Source organism: Dyadobacter sandarakinus, assembly GCF_016894445.1.
GTDB classification, from domain to species: domain Bacteria; phylum Bacteroidota; class Bacteroidia; order Cytophagales; family Spirosomataceae; genus Dyadobacter; species Dyadobacter sandarakinus.
Genome location: NZ_CP056775.1, coordinates 4,558,826 through 4,583,325, shown reverse-complemented (window position 1 = coordinate 4,583,325; position 24,500 = coordinate 4,558,826). Strand labels below are relative to the sequence as shown.

The window sequence follows — 24,500 nt, the reverse complement described above, 5'->3', positions numbered from 1 at the left end:
TTTAAAATTGCTAAGTTTGTAACTGCCGCCTGGCAATATTTAGTTCCTGGCGGCCTGCTTTTAACAAATGGAATCACCAAGTACGTACCATAATCCGGTTATGCTTTCCGAGTGCCTGGAAGGTCTGGCCATCCAGCCTGAGGGTATATATGTTGATGTTACATTTGGCGGCGGCGGACACTCGCGGGCTATTCTTGAAAAGCTTACTACCGGAAGACTGCTCTCTTTTGACCAGGACCCGGATGCGGCGGCCAATGCGGCTGCATTTGAAGGAAATGAGTCTTTCACGTTTGTTGCAGCCAACTTCCGCCATTTGAAAAGGTACCTTAAACTGCATAAGGCTCCTAAGGTACATGGCATTCTGGCCGACCTGGGCGTATCTTCTCACCAGATCAACACACCGGAAAGAGGCTTCTCCACCCGGTTTGATGCCGATCTGGATATGCGAATGAACCCCCACACCGACCGGACTGCCAGGAAGGTCGTCAACAATGCATCTGCTGCAGAGCTGCAGAAGATACTGGGCATGTACGGCGAAGTAGGAAATGCACGGACAGCTGCTGAAGCCATTTTTGCGGCCCGGCACAATACTCCGATCGAGACTGTGAATGATCTTAAGGCTATTCTGACGCGCTATGCACCCAGGCACCGGGAAAATAAATATTTTGCGCAGGTGTTCCAGGCTTTGCGCATTGAGGTGAATGAGGAACTGAAGGTATTGGAAGAGTTTCTGACGCAAGTCCCCGAAGTGCTCGAACCGGGCGGCAGACTGGTTGTCATGTCTTATCATTCGCTGGAAGACAGGCTTGTAAAGAACTTTATACAAAAGGGGAAATTTGACGGGGAAGTTGAAAAAGACTTTTACGGAAACGAGATCAAACCGCTGAAAGGCATTACCCGGAAGCCAGTGGAAGCCACTGCTGCAGAGATAGAGAGTAACCCGCGGGCACGCAGTGCCAAATTAAGGATTGCAGAAAAAATCTGATAGAGTAAGTGAACGTGACTATTTCTGACAAATCCTATGTCTGAAAACAAAAGACGGCCCAAACCCATACCCCCGAAGCCGCCCAAGCGGAAGCGGGAGTATCATCTTTTTAACTGGCTCAATAAAATTTTCCCCCTGGACAGGGTTTTCGGGGAAAAGCTGCCGGGGCAAGAGGAGCGTTTGCCGGTCAAATACTTTTATTATTTCGGCTGGGTGATCATTTTGCTGGTCATTTACGAGCGCATAGGGTTCCAGTCTGAGCAGTATGTCCGCAGCAGCATCAAGCTGAAAAAAGAGGTGGACGATCTCCGGGCCGAGTATACCTCCATTCACGCCGAGTACATGAAGAGCGGGAAGCAATCCGTAGTCATGGAAAAGGTGAAAACCCAGGGGCTTGAAGAAAGTCTGATTCCTCCGAAGAGGCTGGTCGTCAGTGATGACGAGCGTCCTGAATAATTTTTTAAACCCCAACATCAAACAGGTTAGGCACTTTTCCGCGCATGGCTGTCAAACACGATATTGAAAGCGGTCATAACAATAAAAAAGCGCTCATCAACCGCGCCAGGACGGTGGGCTGGTTGTTGTTCCTGCTCGCGATCCTGGTTTTTATCAAGCTGATACGTGTTCAGTATTACGATAAATTCAAGGGAAAAACCTGGGCTGAGTACGCGCTTCAGAATGACCTTAAACTGGATACCATTCCGGCTACTCGCGGTAACATCTATTCCAGCGATAATAGCCTTCTGGCCACTTCCCTGCCATATTATTATGTAGGTTTTGATACCAAAGTGGCCGACTCGGTTTACTTCAACAACCATATAGACCAGCTTTGCTCGCTGCTTGCACGGAGCTTCGGAGAAAATACGGCATCCGGCTACAAAGCCCGCATCATGAAGTACCGGAAAAGCAAAACCAAGCGGTACCTGCGCCTAAAAAGCCGGCAGATCACGCACCTGGACCGGGAAAAAATCAAGCTCTGGCCGTTTTTCAACAAAGACCGGAAAGGCGGAGGAGGTAAGTTTGAAACCATTTACCGCCGCTACAAGCCATATAGCCCCATGGCCGACCGTACCATCGGAGGTATTGATCCGCATACCGGCCGCGGGTACATCGGCATTGAAGCCAGCTTCGACAAGGAGCTGGAAGGCAAGGCTGGAGTAGGCTGGGTAGAGGTTGTGGAAGGCGGAATGAAAATCCCGGTGGGGGATGCATTCAATGTACAGCCCGAACCGGGCCGCGATATTTACACGACCCTGGATATGAACTTTCAGGATATGGCTGAGATTGCCCTCCGGAAAAAGCTGACCGAAATGCAGGCGGACTTTGGTTCGGTGATCGTGATGGAGGTGGCAACCGGCGAAATCAAGGTCATGGCCAACCTGACGAGGCGGGGCGATGAGCGGTATGAGGAAGTGTTCAACTATGCACTGGCCGGCAGTAATGATCCGGGCTCCACTTTCAAGCTCGCTACGATGATGGCCTTGCTGGAAGAAACCAAGATGAACCCCGATCAGGTAATGGTGAATACGGGAAGCGGGGCCATGCGCTTCCGCAACCACATGATCCGGGATGCCCACCGGGGAGGCTTCGGCAACATTACAGCTTCGCAGGTTCTGGAAAAATCGTCGAACATAGGGATCGTCATGCTCATGCAGCGCTACTTTGCCAACAAGCCCGACAAGTACCTGCAATACCTCAAACAATTTCACCTCACTGCACCTACCGGCATTCAGATGAAAGGTGAAAAGCCCCCGCTGATCCGCGACAGGTCCTCGAAGCACTGGAGCAACTACTCACTGTACTTTATGGCCCATGGCTATGAAATGCAGATGACACCTTTGCAGACGCTGACTTTTTACAATGCAGTGGCCAACGATGGTTACTGGGTACGTCCGATGATCGTGCGTGAGATCCGCAATGCGGAAGAAGTTGAAGATAAAAGGGAGCCCTATGTAGAGGAAAAGCCAATTTGTACGCCGGAGACCATTCGCAAGGTTAAAAAAATGCTCGAAGGTGTAGTGCAGAATGGTCTGGCCAAGAATATCAAAAGCGACCTGTACCAGATTGCCGGCAAGACGGGTACTGCCCGCAAGCTCATTAACGGGATTTATACCGAAGGAAAAAACTACACTTCCTTCGCAGGTTACTTCCCGGCCGATAAGCCCAAGTACAGCTGCATTGTGGTGATTGACAATCCTAAAAGCGCAGGTGCCGACTATACCCGGTATGCGGGCAGTGTCGCCGCGCCTGTTTTCAAGGAAGTGGCAGACCGGATTTATGCGCAGGAAGTAGGCATTCAGCGGCCTGTCAGGGATTCGGTACCCGAAGTTTCGAAAGATGTAATGTGGGCAGGGCGCAGCGCAGACCTGAATGTGATCAGCAGAGAGCTCAAAATGTCGCAGGTTCCGGACGATGCTGAATATGCGGCGGGATCTTTGTATAAAAAAGGCAAAACCAAGTGGAAGCCCAGAAGCATTCAGGACGAGGACGTGCCCGACTTGCAGGGTATGGCCATGCGAGACGCATTGTACATTCTTGAAAACAAAGGTTTCAGGGTCACTTTCAAAGGTGCAGGAAAGGTAGTGGAACAATCGCTGCCGCCGGGTACCAACAAAAGCGGCGGTAAAACCATTTTACTAACATTACAGTAATCCTTTTTGATGGATCAGGTAAAGGAATTAAGCAGCCTGCTTGGCCGGGTTGCGGATGCGGCAGTGTCCGGGCCGGTGAACGTAATGGTGAACCAGATCGTGCTCGATTCGCGGCGCGTGCTGCCGGGCAGTATGTTTGTGGCCCTGCGCGGCACACAGGTCGACGGGCACCAGTTTATAGACAAAGCCACAGCGCTGGGAGCTTCAGTAATTGTTTGTGAAGAACTCCCTGCCAACGTTTCAGATCAGGTAACCTATGTCCGGGTGGCTGATTCTGCTGCTGCCATGGGCTTGATGGCGGCAGAATTTTACGAAAATCCGTCGCGCAGGCTCAAACTGGTGGGTGTAACGGGAACAAACGGAAAAACTTCGGTTGCTACTTTCCTTTTTCAGCTTTTCAGGGCACTGGGGTACCGCTGCGGCCTGCTTTCGACCGTCCAGAACCAGATCGAGGATGAGGTAATCCCGTCCACGCATACTACACCCGACTCCGTGGCGCTGAATGCACTTTTATCAAAAATGTTGGATAGCCGGTGTACCCACGTTTTTATGGAGGTAAGCTCGCATTCCGTAGCCCAGCACCGCATTACCGGGCTGCATTTTGCAGGGGGTATTTTTACAAACATCACCCACGACCACCTCGACTTTCATAAAACATTCGATAACTATATAAAGGCTAAGAAAGGCTTTTTTGACCAGTTGCCGAAGTCGGCTTTTGCATTGATCAATGTAGACGACCGCCGGGGCTCGGTTATGGTGCAGAATACCAGTGCGCGAAAGGAAACCTACTCTCTGCAGACACTGGCGGCCTTCAAGGGCAAAATTATTTCGGATACCCTGGCAGGCATGCACATGGAGATCAACCAGCATGAAGTGTGGTTCAGGGTGATCGGAAGGTTCAATGCATATAACCTGCTGGCAGTATACGGAGCAGCCATTTTGCTGGGTGAAAATGAAGAGGCGGTACTTACCGAGCTGTCCAGCCTGAAAAGTCCTCCCGGCCGCTTTGAACAGTTCCACTCGGCTGATCATGTAGTCGGGATTGTTGATTATGCGCATACTCCCGATGCTCTCGAAAATGTACTGGAAACCATCAGGCACCTGCGCAACGGAAATGAAAAAGTGATTACCATCGTAGGTTGCGGCGGGAACCGGGATGCCGAAAAAAGGCCAAAAATGGCCGCAATTGCGTGTAAATACAGCGATAAGGTTATTTTAACTTCCGATAACCCCAGGTTTGAGGATCCGATGGATATCCTGGACCAGATGCGCAAAGGGGTGCCGCCACTGGATTATAAAAAAACGCGCGTGATTGAAGACCGGCGGGAGGCGATCAACCAGGCCAACCGGGAAGCAATGGATGGCGACATTATCCTGATTGCGGGTAAGGGACACGAAAATTACCAGGATGTGCAGGGTGTAAAGCACCACTTCGACGATAAGGAAGTACTGCTGGAAGCCTTTGCATTGCGGTAGCCAGACAATGGAATGATGGCCTGTGTGCAGCTCCCGGAAAATTTAAAAGCGGGGGCTTTTTTGTGGTGTGTTCGAAAAGAAGCAATTTTGCAGCCTTCATCCCATAACGTTTTACATGCTCTATTATCTGTTTGAGTACTTCGACAAGCACTTCAACTTGCCTGGTGCAGGGGTATTTCAATATATTACATTCCGTGCGCTGGGAGCCACGGTACTTTCACTCTTTATCGCTGCTACCTGGGGTAAATCCATTATCTCGTTCCTGCGCCGCAAACAAATGGGCGAGTCGATCCGGGACCTGGGTCTGGCCGGACAACTTGAAAAAGCCGGGACGCCTACCATGGGAGGGTTTATTATTCTGGCTTCCCTGCTAATTCCGGTGCTGCTTTTTGCCAAGCTGAGCAATGTTTATATTGTATTGCTGATCATTACGGCATTGTGGACGGGCCTTATCGGTTTTATTGATGATTATCTTAAAAAGTTCAAGAACAATAAAGACGGGCTGCACGGCCGGTTCAAGATCGTCGGGCAGGTAGGGCTGGGGCTGATTGTAGGTCTTACCTTGTCTTTCAATGACAATGTCAAGATCCGGATTTATGAGCAGCCGCTCCTAAGTTCAAGCCTGGGAGAAGTACAGCGCTACCGCGATCTCATACATCCGACTGTTACTACGATCCCGTTTTTCAAGAATAATGAATTTGATTACAAATGGCTGCTGTTTGGCTGGCTGCCGGAGGAGTATACCTGGGTGATCTATACGATTATTGCCATCTTCATCATTACTGCCATTTCCAACGGAGCCAACATTACCGACGGGATCGACGGGCTTGCAGCCGGAGTGTCGGGAATTATTGCGCTTACATTGGGTGTGCTGGCGTATTTGTCAGGTAATACCAAATTTTCGCAATACCTCAACATCATGTACATTCCCAACTCGGGTGAGCTTGTGATCTTCTGTGCGGCTTTCATCGGGGCCTGCGTCGGGTTCTTATGGTATAATGCTTATCCCGCCCAGGTTTTTATGGGTGATACGGGAAGTCTGATGCTCGGCGGAGTCATTGCGGTCACAGCCCTCGCCATCCGTAAGGAGTGGCTCATCCCGATCATGTGTGGAATTTTTATAGCCGAAAACTTGTCGGTGATCATGCAGGTGAGCTATTTTAAATATACCAGACGAAAGTACGGCGAGGGCCGGAGAGTTTTCCTGATGTCGCCTCTGCACCATCATTATCAGAAAAAAGGCATTCACGAAGCCAAGATCGTAACCCGTTTCTGGATCGTCGGCATTATCCTGGCAATCATGACGCTGGTGACTTTGAAATTAAGATAAGAGGGAGGAAGGAGAAAGGGAGGAAAGCCCTTCGACTGCGCTCAGGGTGACAAGGAAGGAGAAAAGGAAGAAGGGAGGAAAGCCCTTCGACTGCGCTCAGGGTGACAAGGAAGAAGGAAGGAAAGGACAAAGTTGACGTATTGTCATTGTCCTTTCCTTCCTTTGTCCCTTCCTCCTTTTCTCCTTGCTCCTCAACTACCGTCCTACCTGCTCGCTATACCTCCTTGGGTCGTAGCCTTTGGCGAATAGGGGGTATTGGTCAAAAATCCTTCTTACTACACTTCTGTAATGGTTGTTGGAAGTTTCTGCTTCTTTGAAAATACCGGATGCGTAGCCTCTCCATACGACCTGGTCGCTTTCGGCGTCAATGAGCGATACGATCAACGTCCCTTTATCGAGTGCGTATTTGATAGGCTCATACCGGAAACCGTCATTTTCGGTATCTACCCAGTTTTTAATGACCGGCTGCATATAGCCCTGGTAACGCAGGTTATCATAAAAAATCCCGTAGTTTACCAGGAGTGTCGGCTTTTCGGCAGTGAGCTTGTAGCCCCGGACCTGCATTTGCCTGCGGATTGCCTCGTATATTTCGGTACAAAGGTTGTTGGTATCCCTCTCACATTCCAGGAAAGTATAGGATGAGTAATCCTTGAAGTTGGTCTCGTAACTGTAATCATGTTCTACAAACACTTTACGGCCACTCGAGCACCCCGCGATGATAACTACCAATAGTAAAGCGGCATAAGTTGTAACAGATTTTAACATAAGCATTTCAATTTGTCAGGTTGTGAATAGAATTATAATTCTGTTGTTTGATATTTTACAAACCCGATCAACAGCCTATGTTACCTTCCGCTACACGGCGCCCTGGTAATAAGCTATTGACTTGCGCATTTCTGATGGTGTCACCGGAATGTCGTAGGCACATTTGCCTGCACGTTCCAGCAACGAAAACCGGATCTCCTTCCCCTTGTTCTTCTTGTCCTGCCTGGTCAGCGTGATGATCTGCTCAATCTCCTCCGGCCTTATTTCCACTTTTCCAAAACTTGCAAAAAGAAACTCCTCAATCTGGGTCAGTGTATCCTGATCGATCATCTTCCTCGCGTAGGAGAGGTAACTTTCCATGATCATCCCCACTGCAATTGCTTCCCCGTGAAAGAGCCTTTCACGCTCAGGCTTGGCCAGAAAGCAGGTTTCAACCGCATGTCCCAGTGTATGACCGAAGTTGAGGATTTTACGCAAACCCTTTTCTGTCGGATCCTGATCGACTACCTGCTGCTTGATGCCGACAGAGTGCGCGATCAGGTCATTCCAGTCTTGTTCTTCAAAGTCCTTGCGCCGTATCTCGTCCCACTTCGCAGCGTCGGCGATCAGGCAATGCTTGATAATTTCGGCATATCCTGATCGTACTTCACGATACGGCAGGCTTTCAAGAAATGCAGGGTCAATCAGTACGGTTTCGGGTAACCTGAATACGCCCAAATGATTTTTAAATCCTTGAAAGTCAATCCCAAGCTTCCCACCAACACTTGCATCTACCTGCGATAACAAAGTCGTCGGCACCTGCAAAAAATCTATTCCACGCTTGTATACCGATGCACAAAAACCACCCATGTCTCCGATCACGCCACCACCGATATTGATCACCAGCGCATGCCTGTCAAGCTCCTCTTCCGTCATCGCTTCCCAGATCTGCTCACAGGTGGCGAGCGTCTTTTGTGATTCGCCCGCCGGAACGGTTACCAGCCTGTGTTTTGGCAAACTGGCTTTCAAACGTGGATAACAATGTTTTTTGGTATTGTTATCTGCTATTACAATAATGCTGGAGTACCCTTTTTTACTCAAAAAATCCTGCAGGCTTTGGTTTACCGGTGCAATAACTACGGACTGGTTCATTCTGAAAATTTTCGGTGCAGCCCTGACGCATATACGTGCAGTGCCTTCAAATGGATGCGTTGATTACCAGGTTTTTAAAATAAAATTCTGAAAATCCATTTTAAATATAATAATTATTGTGCGGATGTGGAAGACAATTATTTTTCATTCAGCGGAGATTTATCCACAACTTCCGGTAGTGCGGCAAGGACATTTTTGCAGGCTGACTTTGGGATTTAATTTGTAAAATTGTCTTTTTAAGCAACTTCCCAATCCATATAACAGCATATTCATGAGCTCTCCCCTGATTTCCGGGATACAGCAGGTGGGCGTCGGCGTGCAGAACGTGCCCGAAGCCTGGAAATGGTACCGGCAAACCCTAGGATTTGACGTACCTGTATTCGACGAAAAGGCTGAAGCGCCCTTAATGACTCCCTATACCGGCGGCAAGGTACACCAGCGTCACGCAGTGCTGGCGATCAATATGGCCGGCGGCGGCGGGTTGGAAATATGGTCTTTTACAAGCCGGCAATCCCAACTTTCCGATTTCAGGGTTGAGCCTGGTGATCTGGGCATTAATGCAATCCGTTTTAAAGCGCAAGATGTAAGAAAAGCTCATGAATGGGTCACGGCGCATTCCCAAGAGACGGTCGGTGCAGTAATCACATTGCCGGAAGGAGAGGGTTTCTGGGGTACGGACCCGTACGGAAACTATTTCCAGGTGACCACCGATGCTACTTTTTTCCAGAAAACAAGCAAGCCCGTGGGCGGAGTGGCAGGTGTGGTGATCGGGGTTTCGGATATGGACAAGTCGGTGACTTTTTACCAGAACCTGCTGGATCCGCTTGAAGTCGTGTACGACCGCACAGGTGTTTTTGACGATCTACCGGCGATTGTACCCGGGCAGCGCTACCGCAGGGTTTTGCTGAGAAAGAAATTTTCACCCGATGGTGCATTCAGCCGTTTACTGGGCGACACGCAGGTTGAGCTGCTGCAGGCACTGGACCGTCAGCCCAAAAAGCTTTTCGAAAACCGGTACTGGGGCGATTGCGGGTACATCCACTTGTGCTTTGATGCATTGGATATGAATGCATTAAAAGCCAAACTGCAGTCACAGGGTCATCCGTTTACGATTGACAGCGAGCGTTCGTTCGGGATGGAGTCGGCAGCCGGCAGGTTTGCCTATCTCGAAGATCCGGACGGTACGCTGATCGAGCTGGTAGAAACGCACAAAGTGCCGATTTTGAAGAAATTCGGCTGGTTCCTGGATCTGCAGAAGCGGAAAACGCAGAAACCACTTGCCGACTGGATGCTTAAAATGATGGGATTGGGCAGGGTAAAGGATTGATGTCGATTGATAAAGATATGTTCAGGCCGGGCAAAGGTGATTGCCCGGCTTTTTCTATCTGTACCGGGCACCAAACCAGGCAAGTAGCGGAAGTCCTAAAAACAATGCGACACCAGCTTCCCAGCCTGCGAAAAAGCCAAGCATCAGGGAAAGCAGCACAACAATAAGCGGATAAATGTACATCAGTGCACCAAACAGGACTGAGTCGTAAAATACAGTTCTGGCTGTCATTTTAGCAGCCTTTTTCTTGAAAGCCTGGTACAAAGGCCGGTGAATGGTTCGCCCGATCCAGCCGATACCCCGCAGCAGAAGGTTGCCGCGGGAAGGTACCGGACAATCGGTAAAGAAGCTGTCCAGCAACATCTTATGCTGCCCGGCAGGCAGTCCGGCAGGAATGGTCAGAATTTCGTTGTTCATGCGCACTTCAAGCATATCATTAAACTCCCGCAGCCATTTTTCGTATTCCGCCGGGCTGGTCTGGATATCATTCATGCGGATTCCGCCTCCAAACCGCATGTACACCCGCTTGCCCGGTCCGCGGAAGTGCTCGTAGTTCATGCCCGTGGGCACTACTACCATATTCTTCAGCGGGTCGTCGCCATGCCATATTTTGTATGCCATGCGGGCAGTACCCTTTCCCAGCGGCCGGAGTTTCCATTCATTGACACAAACACCCTCTGAAAAAACAACTACAGCATCGCCCTTTTTAAGCGCATCGTGACTTTCCCGGGTAGTCACATCATGATTTTTTACATACTGCCTGCCCTCCGAGCCGCGAAATACCGGGATAAGGTTGATCTGCCGGAGCCAGAAAGCCGCTGCCGGCTTTCTGAACACATCACCACGGGTAAGCGTATGAATGGGCTGCCTGAGCTTGGAACCGATTACCACCGCATCAAAGAATGACCCGGGATGGTTGGAGGCAAGCAGCAGGGGCGTATTTCGGGGGAGCTTGTCGAAGTTGGATACGGCCAGCCTGCGCAGGTAAATGGGCAATGCAAGCCTGACCAGGAAGCGGGAAAAGTAGTAGAACAAGGTGAAACGGTTCTGATTTATAACATTCAAAATTATTCAAACTTTTGCAAAATGTGCGCCTGAATGCTTTGCTTGAAATTATCCTGAAATTTCGCATTATGGTATTATTTTAGCTGCAAGCAGTTGCACAGGGCATTTGGCAGGGTTATAGTTGCTACCTTTGCATGTTCAAACAGCAAGGTGCGTGCGGCGATATCAGTTTTGAGTAATGCGTTTAAAAGATTATCCGGAGATTATCCGTGCGGCCTGGGCCGGTTTCGATCACACCATCGGGGTGAAATTTGTAGAGGACATTAGTGCCAAGGTGTCAACCAATCACGTATTTCGGGTAACGCTCGACAATGATGACAAGGTAGTGGCAAAGCTGTCGTATTTTGGCAAATATGAGCACTTTAAAGAAGATCACCGCATCATTCAGGCACTGTCCAACAATTTACTGTACCCTTTCGAAAATGTGGTAGCCAAGTCGCTGGTGAAAAATAACCAGGTGTACACCTACCGGTACCAGGAGGATTTTGTAGATACCTGGGTAGTGTTCTACAACCCGATACGGGCTGCCCAACGATTGCCGCGCCGGCTGGGGGAAGAGCATATCCGCAAGCTCGGCCGGGAAACGGCTAAGTTTCACCAGGCATGTTTCAGGGCAAGCCACTCGCTTCCCAAAAGCTCCAAAAACCTCCGCACCGACATCCAGCACCTCCTGGATATCCTTGATACGGACACCGGCAGCTATGAGCACCGCGGCAACATCAGTATCCTGAAAAGGCAATGCGATATTTTCATGAAAAATATCCAGCGGCTCAATGTCAGCGGGTTCGATAAGATGCCTGTATTCGTTGACTGGAACATCGGCAACTTTTCGGTAACTGAAGATCTGAAACTTTTCTCGCGCTGGGACTATGACTGGTTCAGGGTTTCGTCGCGGATCATGGATTTTTACTTTTTCAGCCGGGTAGTGTCCAATGTGGGTGATCGTACGGTTTTCAGCTATCTGATCGGGCCGCTGATGGAAGATCGTTTCATGATGTTCCTGGAAGAATACCATCAGATTTATCCCCTTACAGAGAATGAAGTGCTGTTTATGAAGGAAGCTTACCGGTTTTTTATCCTTAATTATGTAATTAAGTACGGCAAATATTTTTTCCACCGGGCGTATTGCACCAAATTGCAGAAGGAAGCCTACGAGCTCTACTTTCCATCCATTGATGGCTTTGATTCAGACAAAATATTGAGAAAGCTGAAACTCTGACCCAGCATTCCCAATCACTCCTAAGACACCAACGTAATGATTCTCGACAATTTCAAGTCAGTCCTTTCCAAGTATGATGTAGTTTTTTTTGATGCTTTCGGGGTTCTTAAAACCTATAATGGTCTTATTCCCGGCATTGAAAATACGCTGGCCTACCTCAATGATCATGGGAAGGATTTTTACGTTGTGACCAACGATGCATCCCGCAGTCCTGACCAGCTGGCTGAGTCGTATTTCAAAATGGGGATCACCGACATTACTGCCGACCGCATTATCTCGTCGGGCATGCTTGCCCGCGAGTACCTCGACTATAAAGTACGGGCAGGACTGGTAGCTTATGTGGGGACAGATAACTCTGCGCATTACATTGAAACTGCCGAACTGAAAACCATTTCCATCCGGAAAGTCAACCTGGACGACGTATCGGATATCAATGCACTCGTATTTTTGGATGACGAAGGTTTCGACTGGAATACGGATCTTACAAAAACCCTGAACCTGCTGCGCAAACGCAATATTCCGGTTATCGTAGCCAATACGGACAAAACATACCCGGCCTCCAAAACCCGTCTTTCCATTGCAGTGGGAGCCCTTGCGAAAATGATCGAGGATACGATCGGGCGGCAGTTTATCCGCTTTGGCAAGCCCGATCCGCAAATGTTTATTTTTGCCTATCAGCATATCAAAAACTACCCGCATGTGAGCAAGCGCAATATCCTCATGGTAGGCGACACTCTGCACACGGATATCCTGGGTGGTAACAAGTTTGGGCTGGATACCGCCCTGGTACTCACCGGCAATACCCAGGCCGAAGATGCCGAAGTACGTATCCGGTCCACGGGCATTATCCCGACCTACATCAGCGTATCCGCCGCCATAGACTAAAACTTTTTGCAGGTAAAATCAGGGAAATACCACGTAGTACTGCCGGAATCGCTGCTCCTCCTGCCGCGCTTCCTCAGGCTTTTTCATCTTTTCCAATAATGTGGCCCGCTGGTGGTGGCACTGGGCTGCGAGGTAGGAATCAGGAAACGACCGGACGGAGCGTGTAAACAGCTCATAAGCGTCATTCAGCAAAGCACTGTCACCGGTCGTAATCAGCTGCATACCATCCTCGTAGTCCTGCTTCCATCTTTTGGCAATGGGTGTCATGCGCTCAGCTTCCTGAAACACCTTGAAAGACGGAATTACCGGTACGCGCGAATTTTTAGCGATAATCCTGGGTACAGGTTTGGAGAAAAACATCAAAATTGCTTCCGTATAAGCCAGGGCTTCATCGTGGTTGTATGATTCCTGCTTTAACAATTGCTCCTCCGCCGCGTTGGTAAAAAACGATGCTTCCGCCAGTACTGCCGGGGTACCATACGAATTCCGCAACACCGAAGCTCCTGCATCCGCAAAAATTGTAAAATCAGAAACCAGGGAAACGGGTACCTGCTTTTTGTAAAGATGCTTTATCAAACCGGCTGCCAGCGCTTTTCCAAACATCACACTCGCCAGGTTTTCAGACTGGTTTCCATGAAAATAAATAATTGGAAAATTGACGGACGAGTCTGCTGTGGCATTGTGGTGAATGGATACAAAAAGGTCAGCCTTATTGTCGAGCGCCATCCTGGATCGGTCGGTGAGGGACACCATTTGATCCTCCGTCCTTGTCATAATTACCATAGCACCTTTTTCCTGCAGCATTTTCTGCAGCACCAGCCCAACCCTGAGGTTGATCCATTCTTCGCGCTCGCCGGCAGGGCCTACCCGGTAGCTGTCGGTGCTGGCGGTACCGCCATGCCCGGGATCAATGCAGATGGTTTTGCCGGTAAGTACGCCGGCGCTGGTTTGTGCGAGCAGGCTATTTTGTAAAAACAGTATAGCAAGGCAAGCAAGTGAAATAGCACGCATGAGGTTCAGGATCTGGAAATTTTGTTCAAAATAAACATCCCTGACGGCACTACCAAGCTTTGTACCTGGGCATGATTGCATTCTCCGATTTCCTCCTATTTTTGCGAAAGTTCAACATTGTCAACCTTCAATATACACACACATGCTCGCTAAAACTTTCGGGAGCGCCGTCTTTGGTGTAGACGCCTCCATGATTACCATTGAAGTAAATGTGGCTCAGGGCCTAGGCTTTTTTATGGTCGGACTGGCCGACAGTGCTGTAAGGGAAAGTCAGCAGCGCGTGGAAGCCTCCCTCAAACATTTCGGCTACAAAATGCCCCGGCAGAAGATGGTGATCAATCTCGCCCCGGCCGATGTGCGCAAAGAAGGTTCTGCCTACGACCTGCCCATTGCACTCAGTATCCTCAAATCATCCGGACAGATCACCTGCGAGCGCAACCTCGAATCGTACGTCGTGATGGGCGAGCTGTCGCTCGACGGGCTGCTGAGGCCCATTAAAGGTGTGCTGCCGATTGCCATTGAAGCCAGGCGTCAGGGGCTCAAAGGTTTTATCCTTCCCACAGAAAACGCCCACGAAGCTGCCATCGTCAACAACATTGATATCATTCCCGTAGAATCCCTGGCTGACGCCATCGGGTACATGACCGGCGCGATCAGCATTGAGCCGCTGGTGGTGGATACGCGTGACCTGTTTTTTGCTACTCAAAACGAATACGAGGCTGATTTTGAGCATGTTCAGGGTCAGGAGAATATCAAGCGCGCCCTCGAAATTGCGGCTGCCGGAGGGCACAATGCGATCATGATAGGTCCGCCCGGTGCGGGCAAAACGATGCTTGCCAAACGGCTGCCGGGAATATTGCCTCCGCTCACTTTACCGGAAGCACTGGAAACCACGAAAATCCATTCGGTGGCTGGCAAGCTGGGCAAGAGGGCCACGCTGGTTTCGCGCAGACCGTTCAGGGCCCCGCATCACTCCATCAGCGACGTGGCACTGGTAGGCGGTGGCGGCTTTCCGCAACCTGGCGAGATATCGCTGGCCCACAATGGTGTATTGTTCCTGGATGAGCTGCCGGAGTTTAAAAGATCGGTCCTGGAAGTAATGCGTCAGCCGCTGGAAGAGCGGAAGGTAAGTATTTCGCGCGCCAGAATGGCCGTAGAGTTTCCGGCCAACTTCATGCTCATTGCCAGTATGAACCCTTGTCCGTGCGGGTACTACAACCATCCTGAAAAAGAATGTGTATGCGCGCCGGGAACGGTTCAGAAGTACCTGAGCAAGATCAGCGGGCCGCTGCTCGACCGCATCGACCTGCATGTGGAAGTTACACCCGTATCCTTTGACCAGATCTCGTCCACCCGGAAATCGGAGAGTAGTGCAGAGATCCGCGAGCGCGTGATGGAAGCCCGGCTGCGACAGATCAGGCGATTTGAAACCCGCAAGGACATTTATTCCAATGCCATGATGAGCCCCGAGATGGTAAAGGAGATATGCACGATCGGGGAGGCAGGAAAAACTTTGCTGAGGAAAGCCATGGAGCGGCTCGGACTGTCGGCCCGCGCTTACGACCGCATCCTGAAAGTTTCCCGGACCATCGCCGACCTGGCCGGAAGTGATGACATCAAGGTAGAGCACCTCGCCGAGGCCATCCAGTACCGGAGTCTGGATCGGGAGAATTGGGCGGGGTAGCAGCTGGTCGTGATCAATTTTTTAAACTTTAGATTTAGAAAAGGAACTAGTTAAGACAGAGATGGGCAGACGCTTTATTTCCGAACTTCTTGATGACCCGATGGCAAATCTTGTATTGCAGGAAGCGACTGCGATCCTGAATGAGGAACGTGAGCGCAGGTATAAGTTTTACGATGATATTACGGAAGATGATAAGATCGAGTTTATCAATGGAGAAATTACTGTGCATTCGCCGGTAACATTTGAACATAATGTTGCCAGCGGTCTTTTGTACAGAATGCTCAGCATTTATTGCAGTAAGAACAAACTTGGTTTTGTAGGAGTTGAAAAGATCATGATTACCCTTTCGCGCAATGATTACGAACCGGATCTTAGTTTTTTCAGAAAAAATAAGGCGGGTACATTCGACGGTGACCAGAAACTTTTTCCTGCACCAGACTTTGTGGTTGAAATACTATCAGAATCTACACAAAACCGGGATCGTGGAATAAAGTTTAAAGATTACCAGGGACATGGAGTTGAGGAATACTGGATTATTGATCCTGAAAAAAGGATTTTAGAGCAGTATCTTCTAAAAGGTAAGGAATATGAACTGGTACTTAACTCTTCAAATGGTACGGTTGCGAGTCCGGTGATTGATGGATTTACAATACCCATTCAAGCAATCTTTGATGAGGACGAAAATTTAAAAACTATACTGAGCTTCTAATTACTCACTGTTCCTCTATACTTACGCCGGCCAGCTCCTGGAAAAGCGTTTGCCAGTAATGTGCCACATGCGGGTTATTTTCCTTAACCGACGCGGTGGGCTCAAACGGTGAAATGATTGTTATCTGCGGCGAGCCAATGACATATTTTTCCAGTTTTTTGGCATCCTCTTTGGCCTCGGCCTCGGCCTGAGTGTCGTCTTTGGGCGGGCTGATATGAAAATCGCGGCGGTCGCTGCCTTTGACACTCTCCACCATATCACTAAAATAATAAACCTTCACCTCGGCACCCGATTCCCCCGCTTTGGCGATCACGGGCAAACTGGCCCAGATATCTGTAAACTGGTTTGATGCACCCGTATTCTGCTGGTTCAGCTTGCCCAGTACCTGCCTCAGGTAAATGCCTTTTTCTTTCTGCAAAGCCAGCTGGAATGCAGTTTCAATCGCCTCCCGGTCCGTGGCATTGGCACCTTCCAGATCATCTTTTTCACTCCTCACCGTCAGCGACAATGCACGTGCCTTGGAGGTATTTTCATGAATAAAATACACTTCCAGCTTGTCGCCCTTGTTCCGCATATGCTGTTCCACAATGTCCGTCAATGCCTGCCGGTATTTATCATTCACATAAGCCTGGTTTACATTCACGCTTCGCGTTTTATCAATAAAAACCAGCGTGTAAACCGGTGCATCAGGCAAAGCAGGCGATTTTTCCTTCTCACTGCCGCAGGAGAAGCAGAGGAGGATGGGTAGGATGAGGGAGAGGAGTTTCAATTTTTAATGATTGAATGACTGAATGATTGAATGAGTTTTGAGTTAGTGAGTGTGTGGGTTAGTGAGTGTTTAGTTTTGAATGATTGAATTTCGATAAGGTTATTGGACAAACAGGTATTCTTCATTGTCTAAATGGCTTGCTTGACTAAACGGGCTAGGCTCATTGGTTATTTTACTACACCTATTCAATCATTCAGTCATTCAATCATTCAAAACTAAACCAAAAATCCCCCCAAAGCCCGGACCTTGAAGGGATCAAAAAACGTACTGGATCAAAATCGCTACTGATGCTGCTTCTGGATCATTTCTACCAGCTCCTCAGAGATACCGGTAGAGGAGTATCCGCCGTCGTGATACAGGTTTTGCATGGTGACAAAGCGGGTAAGGTCTGAGAAGAGCGTAATGGCGTAGTTGGCGCAATCATCGGCTGTGGCATTGCCCAGCGGACTCATCTTTTCTGCAAACTCATAGAATGCGTCAAATCCCTCAATGCCGGAACCTGCCTTGGTTTTGGTAGGCGATTGGGAAATGGTATTGACGCGAACATTTTTCAATTTACCGTAACGGTAGCCGTAGCTGCGCGCAATGCTTTCCAGCATCGCCTTGGCCTCCGCCATGTCACTGTAAAAAGAGTACGTACGCTGTGCGGCAATGTACGAAAGCGCTACCACAGACGCCCATTCGCTGAGCGCATCCTGCTTCTCGGCTACCTGCAGGAATTTATGCAGGGAAATGGCTGAAATGTCAACTCCCTTCTGAAACCACTCATAGTTGAGATCGCCATATTCTTTTCCTTTGCGCACATTTACCGACATGCCTATGGAATGCAAAACAAAGTCGATCTTTCCGCCCAGGACTTCCACAGACTTGGAAAAAAGATTTTCGATGTCTTCAACGGAGGTAGCATCCGCGGGGATGATCTCAGCTTCACAATCTTTGGCGAGCTGGTTGATGGCGCCCATACGCATGGCAATCGGAGCATTGGTCAGTGTAAAAGTTGCTCCCTCTTCTTTGGCTTTCAAAGCCACTTTCCATGCAATGGAATTCTCGTCCAGTGCACCCGAAATGATACCTCTTTTTCCTTTTAATAAACCGTAAGCCATACTTTTACCTTCTATTGTTTAATGAGGATAATGTCTGTTTTAATGCGGCAAAGTAACGCATTTTGATGGGTTTTATCTATAAAATTTAGGCCTGACACCCACCTGGCCATCACTCATCAAGGTTGCGGTACCATGGTTTCTACTGGTTTCAGATGCAGCTTTTCACTGAAAAACCGGTCCGTAGCGGTAAATACTCCTTTCACATCTTTCGAGCGGTACTGCGATGCGATCACATGGTCACCGCTCTCAGGAAAAGCTTTTAAAACTTTCAGTGAGGCGGGCGTACCCAGGTGTTCAAACATATCCTTAATAGCCGCTACCGACACGACCTTGTCCTGTTCCTCTTCATTTTTGTAATAATACCCTACAAAAACGGGCATTTTGATCTTTTCAAATACTTCAGGCTTCGAAATCACATCCATCATCTGCTGCAAGGTAATCAGCCCGTTGGTATGGTATCCCTGCAGCCAGAACTGCGCCTGGGCCGGGATCGTATCCATGTGAACACTGTGCTCGCCTATCACTTTGTGCAGGATCTGTCTGCCCCACGGGCCGGTGATCAGTTTGAGAGACGAATTATTGACCTCCATGCAGGGGGAGTATAAAACAAGCCCTTTCAGCTCGGGATGATTGGCAGCGATGTACACGCTCAGCAGTCCGCCCGCTGACGTACCGATCAGGATCACGCTGTCTCCCAGCGATTTTCCAATCGCGACCGCTCGCTTTGCGCCAGCCAGGAAGTTCTCCGGCGTGAGGTCGTCGAATGCATTCGGGTCGTCGATGCCAGCATCGTGCATGCGCGAGACGTATAAATTGGCGCCGTATTTTTTGGCCAGGTCGCGGTGCACAGGGTCACCCTCCGCCCAGCTTGCCCCGAATCCGTGAATGTACACCACGCTGTAAGGTGTTTTTCTATGAGCAGAATCTGCCCAGAAAATGCGCGCCTCATTATCAGGTTTCAGGTGCGGCGTGCCCGATTCACTTTTGTTGATGTCAGCTTCCAGTGCCCGCAGGTCGGTGGCGACGGCGGGAAGTTCGGGTGAAAGATTGGCTTCCGGCACACGCGGACCAGCCAGGAAAACAATGCCCGCAACTACCAGCAGGCCAATAATCCAGAGTAAAACCTTTAACATTTTTTAAGATCGGGGAAAGTTTTGAAAAGTCGAAAGATCGCTAGTTTTGGGCGTTTATTGCTACCGGAAAGTGAATGATCCGCCCGGCGGACCCACGCGCCCGCAATAATAAGCTCCACCCTGACAGATTTACTATCTTGCACAACATTTATCCGCATCAGCAATGCCCAATCTCCTGCTCGTTGAAGACGATTCCAACCTCGGTTTCCTGTTACAGGAATATCTGACGGACAAAGGTTTTCCCACGGACCTGGCTACGGACGGGCAAAAAGGCTGGCAGTCTTTTGTGGATAAGGAATATGACCTCTGCATTTTCGACGTTATGATGCCCAAGAAAGACGGTTTTTCTCTGGCAAAAGAAGTGAGAATGAGCGGGCGCGATGTGCCGATCATTTTTCTTACCGCCAAATCCATGAAGGAGGATACCATGCAGGGTTTCAGGGTAGGAGCGGATGATTATGTAACCAAGCCTTTTGACAGAGAGGAGCTGCTGCTGCGCATAGAGGCCATTTTGCGCAGGTATAAAAAGCAGCCCGATGCACAGGACGACACCGGAATTTACCATATAGGTGCATTTACCTTTGATTACAGCCGGCAGCAGCTTACCCATGATGATAAATCAGCCCGTCTGACCAGCAAGGAGTCGGAGCTTCTGAAATTGTTTTGTCAAAATATCAATCAGCCTATCAGCCGCAGCTTTGCGCTTAAAACGATCTGGGGCGATGATTCCTACTTCAATGCCCGCAGCATGGATGTTTACATTACAAAACTGCGGAAGTACCTGCGGGAAGATCCTTCCATTCAGATCATGAATTTGCACGGGGAAGGGTTTAAGCTGATGGTGGGGTGAGATAGGGAGGATGGAGGAAGGAGGAAAAGGGAGAAAGGAGGAAGGGAGGAAAGTTTTGATATTGACTTTGTCACCCTGAGCGGCCCGGTCCGCCGGGCGGTCGAAGGGCTTTTTGGCGACCGCATCAGCCCTTCGACTCCGCTCAGGGTGACAAAGCAAGTAATTAGCTCTTCTCCTTTTATAAAACCTCTTTAAGGAAACTGAAAGTAAGGTCGGATGGTTTTTGTTTGAGACTGTTTTAGTTTCCCAAAAAAAGCCGACGGCTGTCTGCCGATCGCCGATGTAATATGATCCACATATCCCGCCGCCCGCGGCGTAACCGAAAATCTTCGGCTGTCAGAGACCTTGTTCAGGAAACTACCCTGCAGGTTTCTGATTTTATACTGCCCATGTTTATCGTTGACGGTACCGGGCAAAAATCAGAAGTGAAATCCATGCCGGGCATCTTCCGGCACTCGCTGGATAACCTGCTGGAAGAGCTCAAAGAAGTTACTGACCTGGGCATCCGTGCCATTGACCTTTTTCCCAACTACCCTGAAAGCCGCAAAGACCGGTTTGCCTCGGAAAGCTACCAGGAAGATACTTTTTATCTTAAAGCAATTACTGCGATCAAGGAGCAGTTTCCCGAGCTGGTCATCATGACCGATGTCGCTATGGATCCGTACAGTTCCGATGGCCATGACGGACTGGTTGAAAATGGTAAAATTGTCAATGACGCCACATTGGATATTTTGTCTAAAATGTCGGTAGCGCAGGCCAGAGCGGGAGCCGATATCCTTGGACCAAGCGATATGATGGATGGGCGTGTAGGCTTTATCCGCAGGGAACTGGACGAAGCCGGGTTCACGGATGTGAGTATCATGTCCTACTCGGCCAAATATGCCAGCGCCTTTTACGGCCCGTTCCGGGATGCACTCGAATCGGCTCCGAAGTTCGGTGACAAAAAGACCTATCAGATGAACCCCGCCAACAAACGGGAAGCCCTGCTTGAAGCCCGGCTCGATTTTGAAGAGGGAGCGGATATGCTGATGGTCAAGCCGGCCCTGGCGTACCTGGATATCATCCGCCTCCTGGATGAGCATTTTAATATTCCTATTGCTGCCTACAATGTATCCGGCGAGTACGCCATGATCAAGTCTGCCGCAATGAATGGCTGGCTCGATGGGGACCGTGCCATGATGGAGGTGCTTACGAGCATTCGTCGTGCAGGAGCTAAATGTATCCTCACTTATTTTGCCAAGGAAGCGGCCGAGATTCTTAATGCCTAGCAGTGCGGGGTGGCTATAATGTTATATATTGTAGCCTAACCTTAACGTATCCGCTATGTCGCAAGCCGCTGAAAGGGCAACCATGCCCAAAGGAACCAACTCGGTACTGGACCGGAGGACGGTGTTTTCCGGAAACCGCAACCTCGTAGGGGTCGTCAGACCGGGAGATGCGTTGCTCGATGTAGGATGCGGGTCGGGTTCAATGACTTTCGGAATGGCTGAGCTGACAGGACCTTCGGGTACGGTTACCGGCATTGATGCCAGCGAGCACCTGATTGAGATTGCGAGGAAAAATTTCAGTGACCATGACAATGTGCATTTTGAGGTAGCCGACATCAACAGCTATGTTCCTGTAAAGCTTTTTGATGTGGTTAGTGCCGCCCGCGTGTTGCAGTGGCTTGCCAATCCTCATGAAGTTTTGGGAAAAATGGTCAGTCTGGTGAAACCCGGAGGCTTGCTGACGATACTCGATTATAATCATACAAAAATCCACTGGGAGCCCGAAGTACCCGAAAGCATGCGCATGTTTTATGATGCGTTTCTTAAATGGAGGCAGGATGCAGGCATGAACAATGGAGTTGCTGACAAGTTGCAGGAAATGTTTGAGGCACTGGGCCTGACCGATATTACCGTAACCGACTTTTCAGAAGTTTCAGACAAGGACAGCCTCGATTTTGCGGGTGATATAAGTATCTGGAAAAAAGTAGCAGAAACCCGCGGCAAACAGCTTGTTGCAGATGGATATGTAACAGAAGAGCAGCGGCTTGCCGCGATTGCCGACTATGATCATTGGATTAAAAGTTCGGCCAGGTCTATGAAAATGTACCTGCTGGCAGTAACCGGAAGAAGACCTTGATTTTTACAAAATATATGAAAAAACAATACCTGTCCCTCGCATTTGCAGTATGTCTTGCTGCACCCGCATTTGCACAAAAAAAGAACAATACCTTACCCGAGTTCCAGATCAGGGCTGCCGAAACGGAGGCGCATATGCGTTTTCTGGCAGGGGATGAGCTGCTGGGAAGACGTACCGGCGAGCAGGGCAACCGGGTTGCAGCGCGCTACATTGCAGAACAGTTCAGAAAATGGGGCCTTCGATCTGTCCACGCAGATTCGGTTTCGGGTACCTTATCTTATTATCAGCCTATATCTTTTGATAAAATGGCTGCAGGCGGCTCCGGAGAGATCACGGCTGATGCCGAGGTGATGAAAAGCGGCGACGACTGGATCCTGATGAGCGGAGGCGCTGCTGCCATCAAAGCACCCATCGTTTATGCAGCTTATGGTCTGGAAGACGCATCCAAAGGCTGGGACGATTATAAAGGTCTGGATGTAAAAGGCAAGATCGTACTGCTTCAGAGCGGCTCGCCCGATACCAAAACGCCCTCCGAAATAGCCGCTGCTTCTGCAGAAAAACGGAAGGTGGCCATAGCAAAAGGCGCGGTGGCAATTATCGAGCTTTTCAATGCAGCTATTCCGTGGAATGTAGTGACCAAGTTTTTTGGAAGCGAAAAAATCAGTCTCTCGGATGACAGCGGCCTTGCAGCCGGCGGAGCAGGTATTCCGCACGCCTGGATCAATGGAAAAGAGTCGCGCTATGCCCGTGCGCTGCGCGGCGCCAAAGAAGTAGAATTTAAAACAACAGGCCGCATTACCACAAAGGTGACCAGCTCGAATGTTATCGGACTTATTCCCGGTACTGACCCGAAGCTGAAAGACGAGTACATTCTCCTGACCGCCCATTATGATCACATTGGCGTGGGTAAGCAGGGGGGAAGTGCCTATACGCCTGCCGACAGTATTTTCAATGGCGCGCGGGACAATGCAATTGGTACCGTAGCACTGCTGGCTGCGGCTGAGTCTTTCAGCAAAAATCCACCCAAGCGCTCGGTGCTTGTGGTTGCCCTTACTGCCGAAGAGGTAGGTTTGCTGGGAAGCCGGTACTATGCCGCACATCCGTTGCTTCCGCTGAATAAGTGCATTTTCAATATGAATTCGGACGGTGCGGGTTACACCGATACGACCATTGTTGCCGTAACCGGCCTGAACAGGACGGGTGCAAGTGCTGAAATAGAAGCAGCCTGTAAAGCTTTCGGACTGACGGTTTTTGCTGATCCGGCACCCGAGCAGGGATTATTTGACCGGTCCGACAATGTCAGTTTTGCTAAAGAAGGCATTCCAGCCCCTCAGTTTACGCCTGGTTTTAAAGAGTTCAATGCTGATTTGATGAAAAACTACCACCAGGCTACCGACAATCCTGAAACCATAGATTTCAATTATCTGCTCAAATTCAGCCAGGCATATACCTATGCGTCACGCCTGATCGCTGACCGGAAAACAGCACCCATGTGGTCAGCGGGGGATAAATACGAGCCTGCGGCTAAAAAGCTTTATGGGAAATAAGCTTTATTTCCCATTGATAAAATCAAAAAGCCGGACAACGTCTTCCTCCTTTTTCAGGTTGAGGGCGTTGTCTTTTGCATATTTTTCGGCCTGCTGTTTCTGATCCGCGAATGCTTCGGGTAGCTTTTTGCCAAGATCCAGTTTTTTGAGTGAGTTGCCGGTCGCTGCGTAGTAGTCGTGGTCAATGCGGACGATCGTATTTTTTTCGCCTGTCGCAAATCCCGGGTTATAGTTGGGTTTGGTGATGCGTGTGCGGAAATGCTTGATCAGCATCGTTTTGCCCGACGATAAGACCTCCCCAAAGCCTGTAAGGCTGCCAGGCTGCAAAGTAGCAACATTGATAAATGAAGCGCCTGGGCTGCCATCCAGTGAAAAGCTCCGCAGCATGCCGCCCTTGATCACACGAACGTCATTTTTCTTTTCGTCGGCAAGTACTTCCAGCTCGTTGTTCAGGACATTGTAGCGGATCTGGATACCAGCCAGACTATCGCTTTCGCCTCCACCGATCTGCGGAATGGCCTTCTGAAACTTTACCCCGCCCGTTTGCCACACCGAATCAGCATAAAAGTCACCTTTTACTTCCGAAGGCGGCGTCGCGGCGGTAGCAAAAGCATCGGAGCGCAGCCCTGTGAGGCCGCGGCCCGTAGTTATGCCTATCTTGGAACCATCGCTGACCTGCGCCTGGGAGGCCAGCGCAATGCAAACAAAAAATGCGTTGAAAACGAGTTTTTTCATG

Annotated in this window: 22 protein-coding genes; 14 read left to right on the top strand and 8 right to left on the bottom strand. The window is 49.6% G+C overall.

The window, feature by feature from the left end; translation table 11 throughout:
- Positions 1-67: 67 nt before the first annotated feature.
- The 5 genes from rsmH (at position 68) to mraY (ending at position 6,442) form a co-directional block, all read left to right on the top strand.
- Positions 68-985 carry a 16S rRNA (cytosine(1402)-N(4))-methyltransferase RsmH gene (gene rsmH / locus HWI92_RS18695; protein WP_204658099.1) on the top strand — a complete coding sequence of 306 codons (918 nt, stop codon included), beginning with the start codon at positions 68-70 and terminating at the stop codon, positions 983-985.
- A 36-nt stretch (positions 986-1,021) separates the two neighbouring features.
- The gene (locus HWI92_RS18690) at positions 1,022-1,441 is read left to right on the top strand and encodes an FtsL-like putative cell division protein (RefSeq protein ID WP_204658097.1); all 420 of its coding nucleotides are present in this window, start codon (positions 1,022-1,024) and stop codon (positions 1,439-1,441) included.
- Between the two features lie 44 nt (positions 1,442-1,485).
- Complete coding sequence (locus HWI92_RS18685; RefSeq protein WP_204658095.1) at positions 1,486-3,636, top strand: PASTA domain-containing penicillin-binding protein; 2,151 nt, start codon at positions 1,486-1,488, stop codon at positions 3,634-3,636.
- 9 nt (positions 3,637-3,645) lie between these two features.
- Complete coding sequence (locus HWI92_RS18680; RefSeq protein ID WP_204658093.1) at positions 3,646-5,112, top strand: UDP-N-acetylmuramoyl-L-alanyl-D-glutamate--2,6-diaminopimelate ligase; 1,467 nt, start codon at positions 3,646-3,648, stop codon at positions 5,110-5,112.
- A 115-nt stretch (positions 5,113-5,227) separates the two neighbouring features.
- Positions 5,228-6,442 carry a phospho-N-acetylmuramoyl-pentapeptide-transferase gene (mraY, locus tag HWI92_RS18675; RefSeq protein ID WP_204658091.1) on the top strand — a complete coding sequence of 405 codons (1,215 nt, stop codon included), beginning with the start codon at positions 5,228-5,230 and terminating at the stop codon, positions 6,440-6,442.
- Positions 6,443-6,637: 195 nt separating this feature from the next.
- On the opposite strand, the gene HWI92_RS18670 is transcribed toward mraY, so the two are convergent.
- Both HWI92_RS18670 and aroB read right to left on the bottom strand, forming a co-directional pair.
- Entirely contained in the window at positions 6,638-7,213 is a 576-nt protein-coding gene (locus tag HWI92_RS18670) for a DUF4136 domain-containing protein (protein ID WP_204658089.1), read from the bottom strand.
- An 84-nt stretch (positions 7,214-7,297) separates the two neighbouring features.
- Positions 7,298-8,338 (bottom strand): 3-dehydroquinate synthase, encoded by a 1,041-nt coding sequence (gene aroB / locus HWI92_RS18665; protein WP_204658087.1) that lies wholly within the window; start codon positions 8,336-8,338, stop codon positions 7,298-7,300.
- A 271-nt stretch (positions 8,339-8,609) separates the two neighbouring features.
- Here aroB and HWI92_RS18660 point away from each other — a divergent pair, with 271 nt between their 5' ends.
- Positions 8,610-9,665 (top strand): VOC family protein, encoded by a 1,056-nt coding sequence (locus tag HWI92_RS18660; protein ID WP_204658085.1) that lies wholly within the window; start codon positions 8,610-8,612, stop codon positions 9,663-9,665.
- Between the two features lie 54 nt (positions 9,666-9,719).
- Here HWI92_RS18660 and HWI92_RS18655 read toward each other — a convergent pair whose 3' ends face one another.
- Entirely contained in the window at positions 9,720-10,730 is a 1,011-nt protein-coding gene (locus tag HWI92_RS18655; RefSeq protein ID WP_229248295.1) for a 1-acyl-sn-glycerol-3-phosphate acyltransferase, read from the bottom strand.
- 178 nt (positions 10,731-10,908) lie between these two features.
- Here HWI92_RS18655 and HWI92_RS18650 point away from each other — a divergent pair, with 178 nt between their 5' ends.
- Together HWI92_RS18650 and HWI92_RS18645 are read left to right on the top strand one after the other, a co-directional pair.
- On the top strand, positions 10,909-11,949 hold the full coding sequence (locus HWI92_RS18650; protein WP_204658083.1) for an aminoglycoside phosphotransferase/kinase family protein: 1,041 nt from the start codon (positions 10,909-10,911) through the stop codon (positions 11,947-11,949).
- Between the two features lie 36 nt (positions 11,950-11,985).
- Positions 11,986-12,834, top strand: coding sequence for a TIGR01459 family HAD-type hydrolase (locus HWI92_RS18645; protein ID WP_204658081.1), 849 nt, complete (start codon positions 11,986-11,988; stop codon positions 12,832-12,834).
- Positions 12,835-12,852: 18 nt separating this feature from the next.
- On the opposite strand, the gene HWI92_RS18640 is transcribed toward HWI92_RS18645, so the two are convergent.
- Positions 12,853-13,926, bottom strand: a complete 1,074-nt coding sequence (locus HWI92_RS18640) for an N-acetylmuramoyl-L-alanine amidase family protein (protein ID WP_229248293.1) — start codon at positions 13,924-13,926, stop codon at positions 12,853-12,855.
- Between the two features lie 61 nt (positions 13,927-13,987).
- On the opposite strand from HWI92_RS18640, the gene HWI92_RS18635 reads away from it, so the two are divergent.
- Positions 13,988-15,529 carry a YifB family Mg chelatase-like AAA ATPase gene (locus HWI92_RS18635; RefSeq protein ID WP_204658079.1) on the top strand — a complete coding sequence of 514 codons (1,542 nt, stop codon included), beginning with the start codon at positions 13,988-13,990 and terminating at the stop codon, positions 15,527-15,529.
- 100 nt (positions 15,530-15,629) lie between these two features.
- Positions 15,630-16,238, top strand: a complete 609-nt coding sequence (locus HWI92_RS18630; protein WP_229248291.1) for a Uma2 family endonuclease — start codon at positions 15,630-15,632, stop codon at positions 16,236-16,238.
- A gap of 4 nt (positions 16,239-16,242) precedes the next feature.
- Here HWI92_RS18630 and HWI92_RS18625 read toward each other — a convergent pair whose 3' ends face one another.
- The 3 genes from HWI92_RS18625 to HWI92_RS18615 form a co-directional block, all read right to left on the bottom strand.
- On the bottom strand, positions 16,243-17,007 hold the full coding sequence (locus HWI92_RS18625; RefSeq protein WP_204658075.1) for a hypothetical protein: 765 nt from the start codon (positions 17,005-17,007) through the stop codon (positions 16,243-16,245).
- A 281-nt stretch (positions 17,008-17,288) separates the two neighbouring features.
- Positions 17,289-18,110: an enoyl-ACP reductase FabI gene (locus HWI92_RS18620; protein ID WP_204658073.1), complete on the bottom strand. Its 822-nt coding sequence runs from the start codon at positions 18,108-18,110 to the stop codon at positions 17,289-17,291.
- Positions 18,111-18,226: 116 nt separating this feature from the next.
- Positions 18,227-19,243 (bottom strand): alpha/beta hydrolase, encoded by a 1,017-nt coding sequence (locus HWI92_RS18615; protein ID WP_204658071.1) that lies wholly within the window; start codon positions 19,241-19,243, stop codon positions 18,227-18,229.
- Between the two features lie 163 nt (positions 19,244-19,406).
- On the opposite strand from HWI92_RS18615, the gene HWI92_RS18610 reads away from it, so the two are divergent.
- The 4 genes from HWI92_RS18610 (at position 19,407) to HWI92_RS18595 (ending at position 23,764) form a co-directional block, all read left to right on the top strand.
- Positions 19,407-20,093, top strand: a complete 687-nt coding sequence (locus tag HWI92_RS18610) for a response regulator transcription factor (RefSeq protein ID WP_204658069.1) — start codon at positions 19,407-19,409, stop codon at positions 20,091-20,093.
- A gap of 287 nt (positions 20,094-20,380) precedes the next feature.
- Positions 20,381-21,361 carry a porphobilinogen synthase gene (gene hemB / locus HWI92_RS18605; protein ID WP_204658067.1) on the top strand — a complete coding sequence of 327 codons (981 nt, stop codon included), beginning with the start codon at positions 20,381-20,383 and terminating at the stop codon, positions 21,359-21,361.
- 55 nt (positions 21,362-21,416) lie between these two features.
- On the top strand, positions 21,417-22,217 hold the full coding sequence (locus HWI92_RS18600) for a class I SAM-dependent methyltransferase (RefSeq protein ID WP_204658065.1): 801 nt from the start codon (positions 21,417-21,419) through the stop codon (positions 22,215-22,217).
- A 14-nt stretch (positions 22,218-22,231) separates the two neighbouring features.
- Positions 22,232-23,764 carry a M28 family peptidase gene (locus HWI92_RS18595; protein ID WP_204658063.1) on the top strand — a complete coding sequence of 511 codons (1,533 nt, stop codon included), beginning with the start codon at positions 22,232-22,234 and terminating at the stop codon, positions 23,762-23,764.
- 3 nt (positions 23,765-23,767) lie between these two features.
- Here HWI92_RS18595 and HWI92_RS18590 read toward each other — a convergent pair whose 3' ends face one another.
- Complete coding sequence (locus tag HWI92_RS18590; protein WP_204658061.1) at positions 23,768-24,499, bottom strand: hypothetical protein; 732 nt, start codon at positions 24,497-24,499, stop codon at positions 23,768-23,770.
- Between the last annotated feature and the right edge of the window lies 1 nt (position 24,500).

Bases quoted from the DNA above. Each gene is read 5' to 3' on its own strand.
- HWI92_RS18690 (WP_204658097.1), top strand. From the start codon at position 1,022: ATGTCTGAAAACAAAAGACGGCCCAAACCCATACCCCCGAAGCCGCCC.
- HWI92_RS18650 (WP_204658083.1), top strand. From the start codon at position 10,909: ATGCGTTTAAAAGATTATCCGGAGATTATCCGTGCGGCCTGGGCCGGT.
- hemB (WP_204658067.1), top strand. From the start codon at position 20,381: ATGATCCACATATCCCGCCGCCCGCGGCGTAACCGAAAATCTTCGGCT.
- HWI92_RS18680 (WP_204658093.1), top strand. From the start codon at position 3,646: ATGGATCAGGTAAAGGAATTAAGCAGCCTGCTTGGCCGGGTTGCGGAT.
- HWI92_RS18590 (WP_204658061.1), bottom strand. From the start codon at position 24,499: ATGAAAAAACTCGTTTTCAACGCATTTTTTGTTTGCATTGCGCTGGCC.
- HWI92_RS18645 (WP_204658081.1), top strand. From the start codon at position 11,986: ATGATTCTCGACAATTTCAAGTCAGTCCTTTCCAAGTATGATGTAGTT.
- mraY (WP_204658091.1), top strand. From the start codon at position 5,228: ATGCTCTATTATCTGTTTGAGTACTTCGACAAGCACTTCAACTTGCCT.
- HWI92_RS18630 (WP_229248291.1), top strand. From the start codon at position 15,630: ATGGCAAATCTTGTATTGCAGGAAGCGACTGCGATCCTGAATGAGGAA.
- aroB (WP_204658087.1), bottom strand. From the start codon at position 8,338: ATGAACCAGTCCGTAGTTATTGCACCGGTAAACCAAAGCCTGCAGGAT.
- HWI92_RS18620 (WP_204658073.1), bottom strand. From the start codon at position 18,110: ATGGCTTACGGTTTATTAAAAGGAAAAAGAGGTATCATTTCGGGTGCA.
- HWI92_RS18615 (WP_204658071.1), bottom strand. From the start codon at position 19,243: ATGTTAAAGGTTTTACTCTGGATTATTGGCCTGCTGGTAGTTGCGGGC.
- HWI92_RS18635 (WP_204658079.1), top strand. From the start codon at position 13,988: ATGCTCGCTAAAACTTTCGGGAGCGCCGTCTTTGGTGTAGACGCCTCC.
- HWI92_RS18610 (WP_204658069.1), top strand. From the start codon at position 19,407: ATGCCCAATCTCCTGCTCGTTGAAGACGATTCCAACCTCGGTTTCCTG.
- HWI92_RS18670 (WP_204658089.1), bottom strand. From the start codon at position 7,213: ATGCTTATGTTAAAATCTGTTACAACTTATGCCGCTTTACTATTGGTA.
- HWI92_RS18640 (WP_229248293.1), bottom strand. From the start codon at position 13,926: ATGCAATCATGCCCAGGTACAAAGCTTGGTAGTGCCGTCAGGGATGTT.
- rsmH (WP_204658099.1), top strand. From the start codon at position 68: ATGGAATCACCAAGTACGTACCATAATCCGGTTATGCTTTCCGAGTGC.
- HWI92_RS18600 (WP_204658065.1), top strand. From the start codon at position 21,417: ATGTCGCAAGCCGCTGAAAGGGCAACCATGCCCAAAGGAACCAACTCG.
- HWI92_RS18660 (WP_204658085.1), top strand. From the start codon at position 8,610: ATGAGCTCTCCCCTGATTTCCGGGATACAGCAGGTGGGCGTCGGCGTG.
- HWI92_RS18595 (WP_204658063.1), top strand. From the start codon at position 22,232: ATGAAAAAACAATACCTGTCCCTCGCATTTGCAGTATGTCTTGCTGCA.
- HWI92_RS18685 (WP_204658095.1), top strand. From the start codon at position 1,486: ATGGCTGTCAAACACGATATTGAAAGCGGTCATAACAATAAAAAAGCG.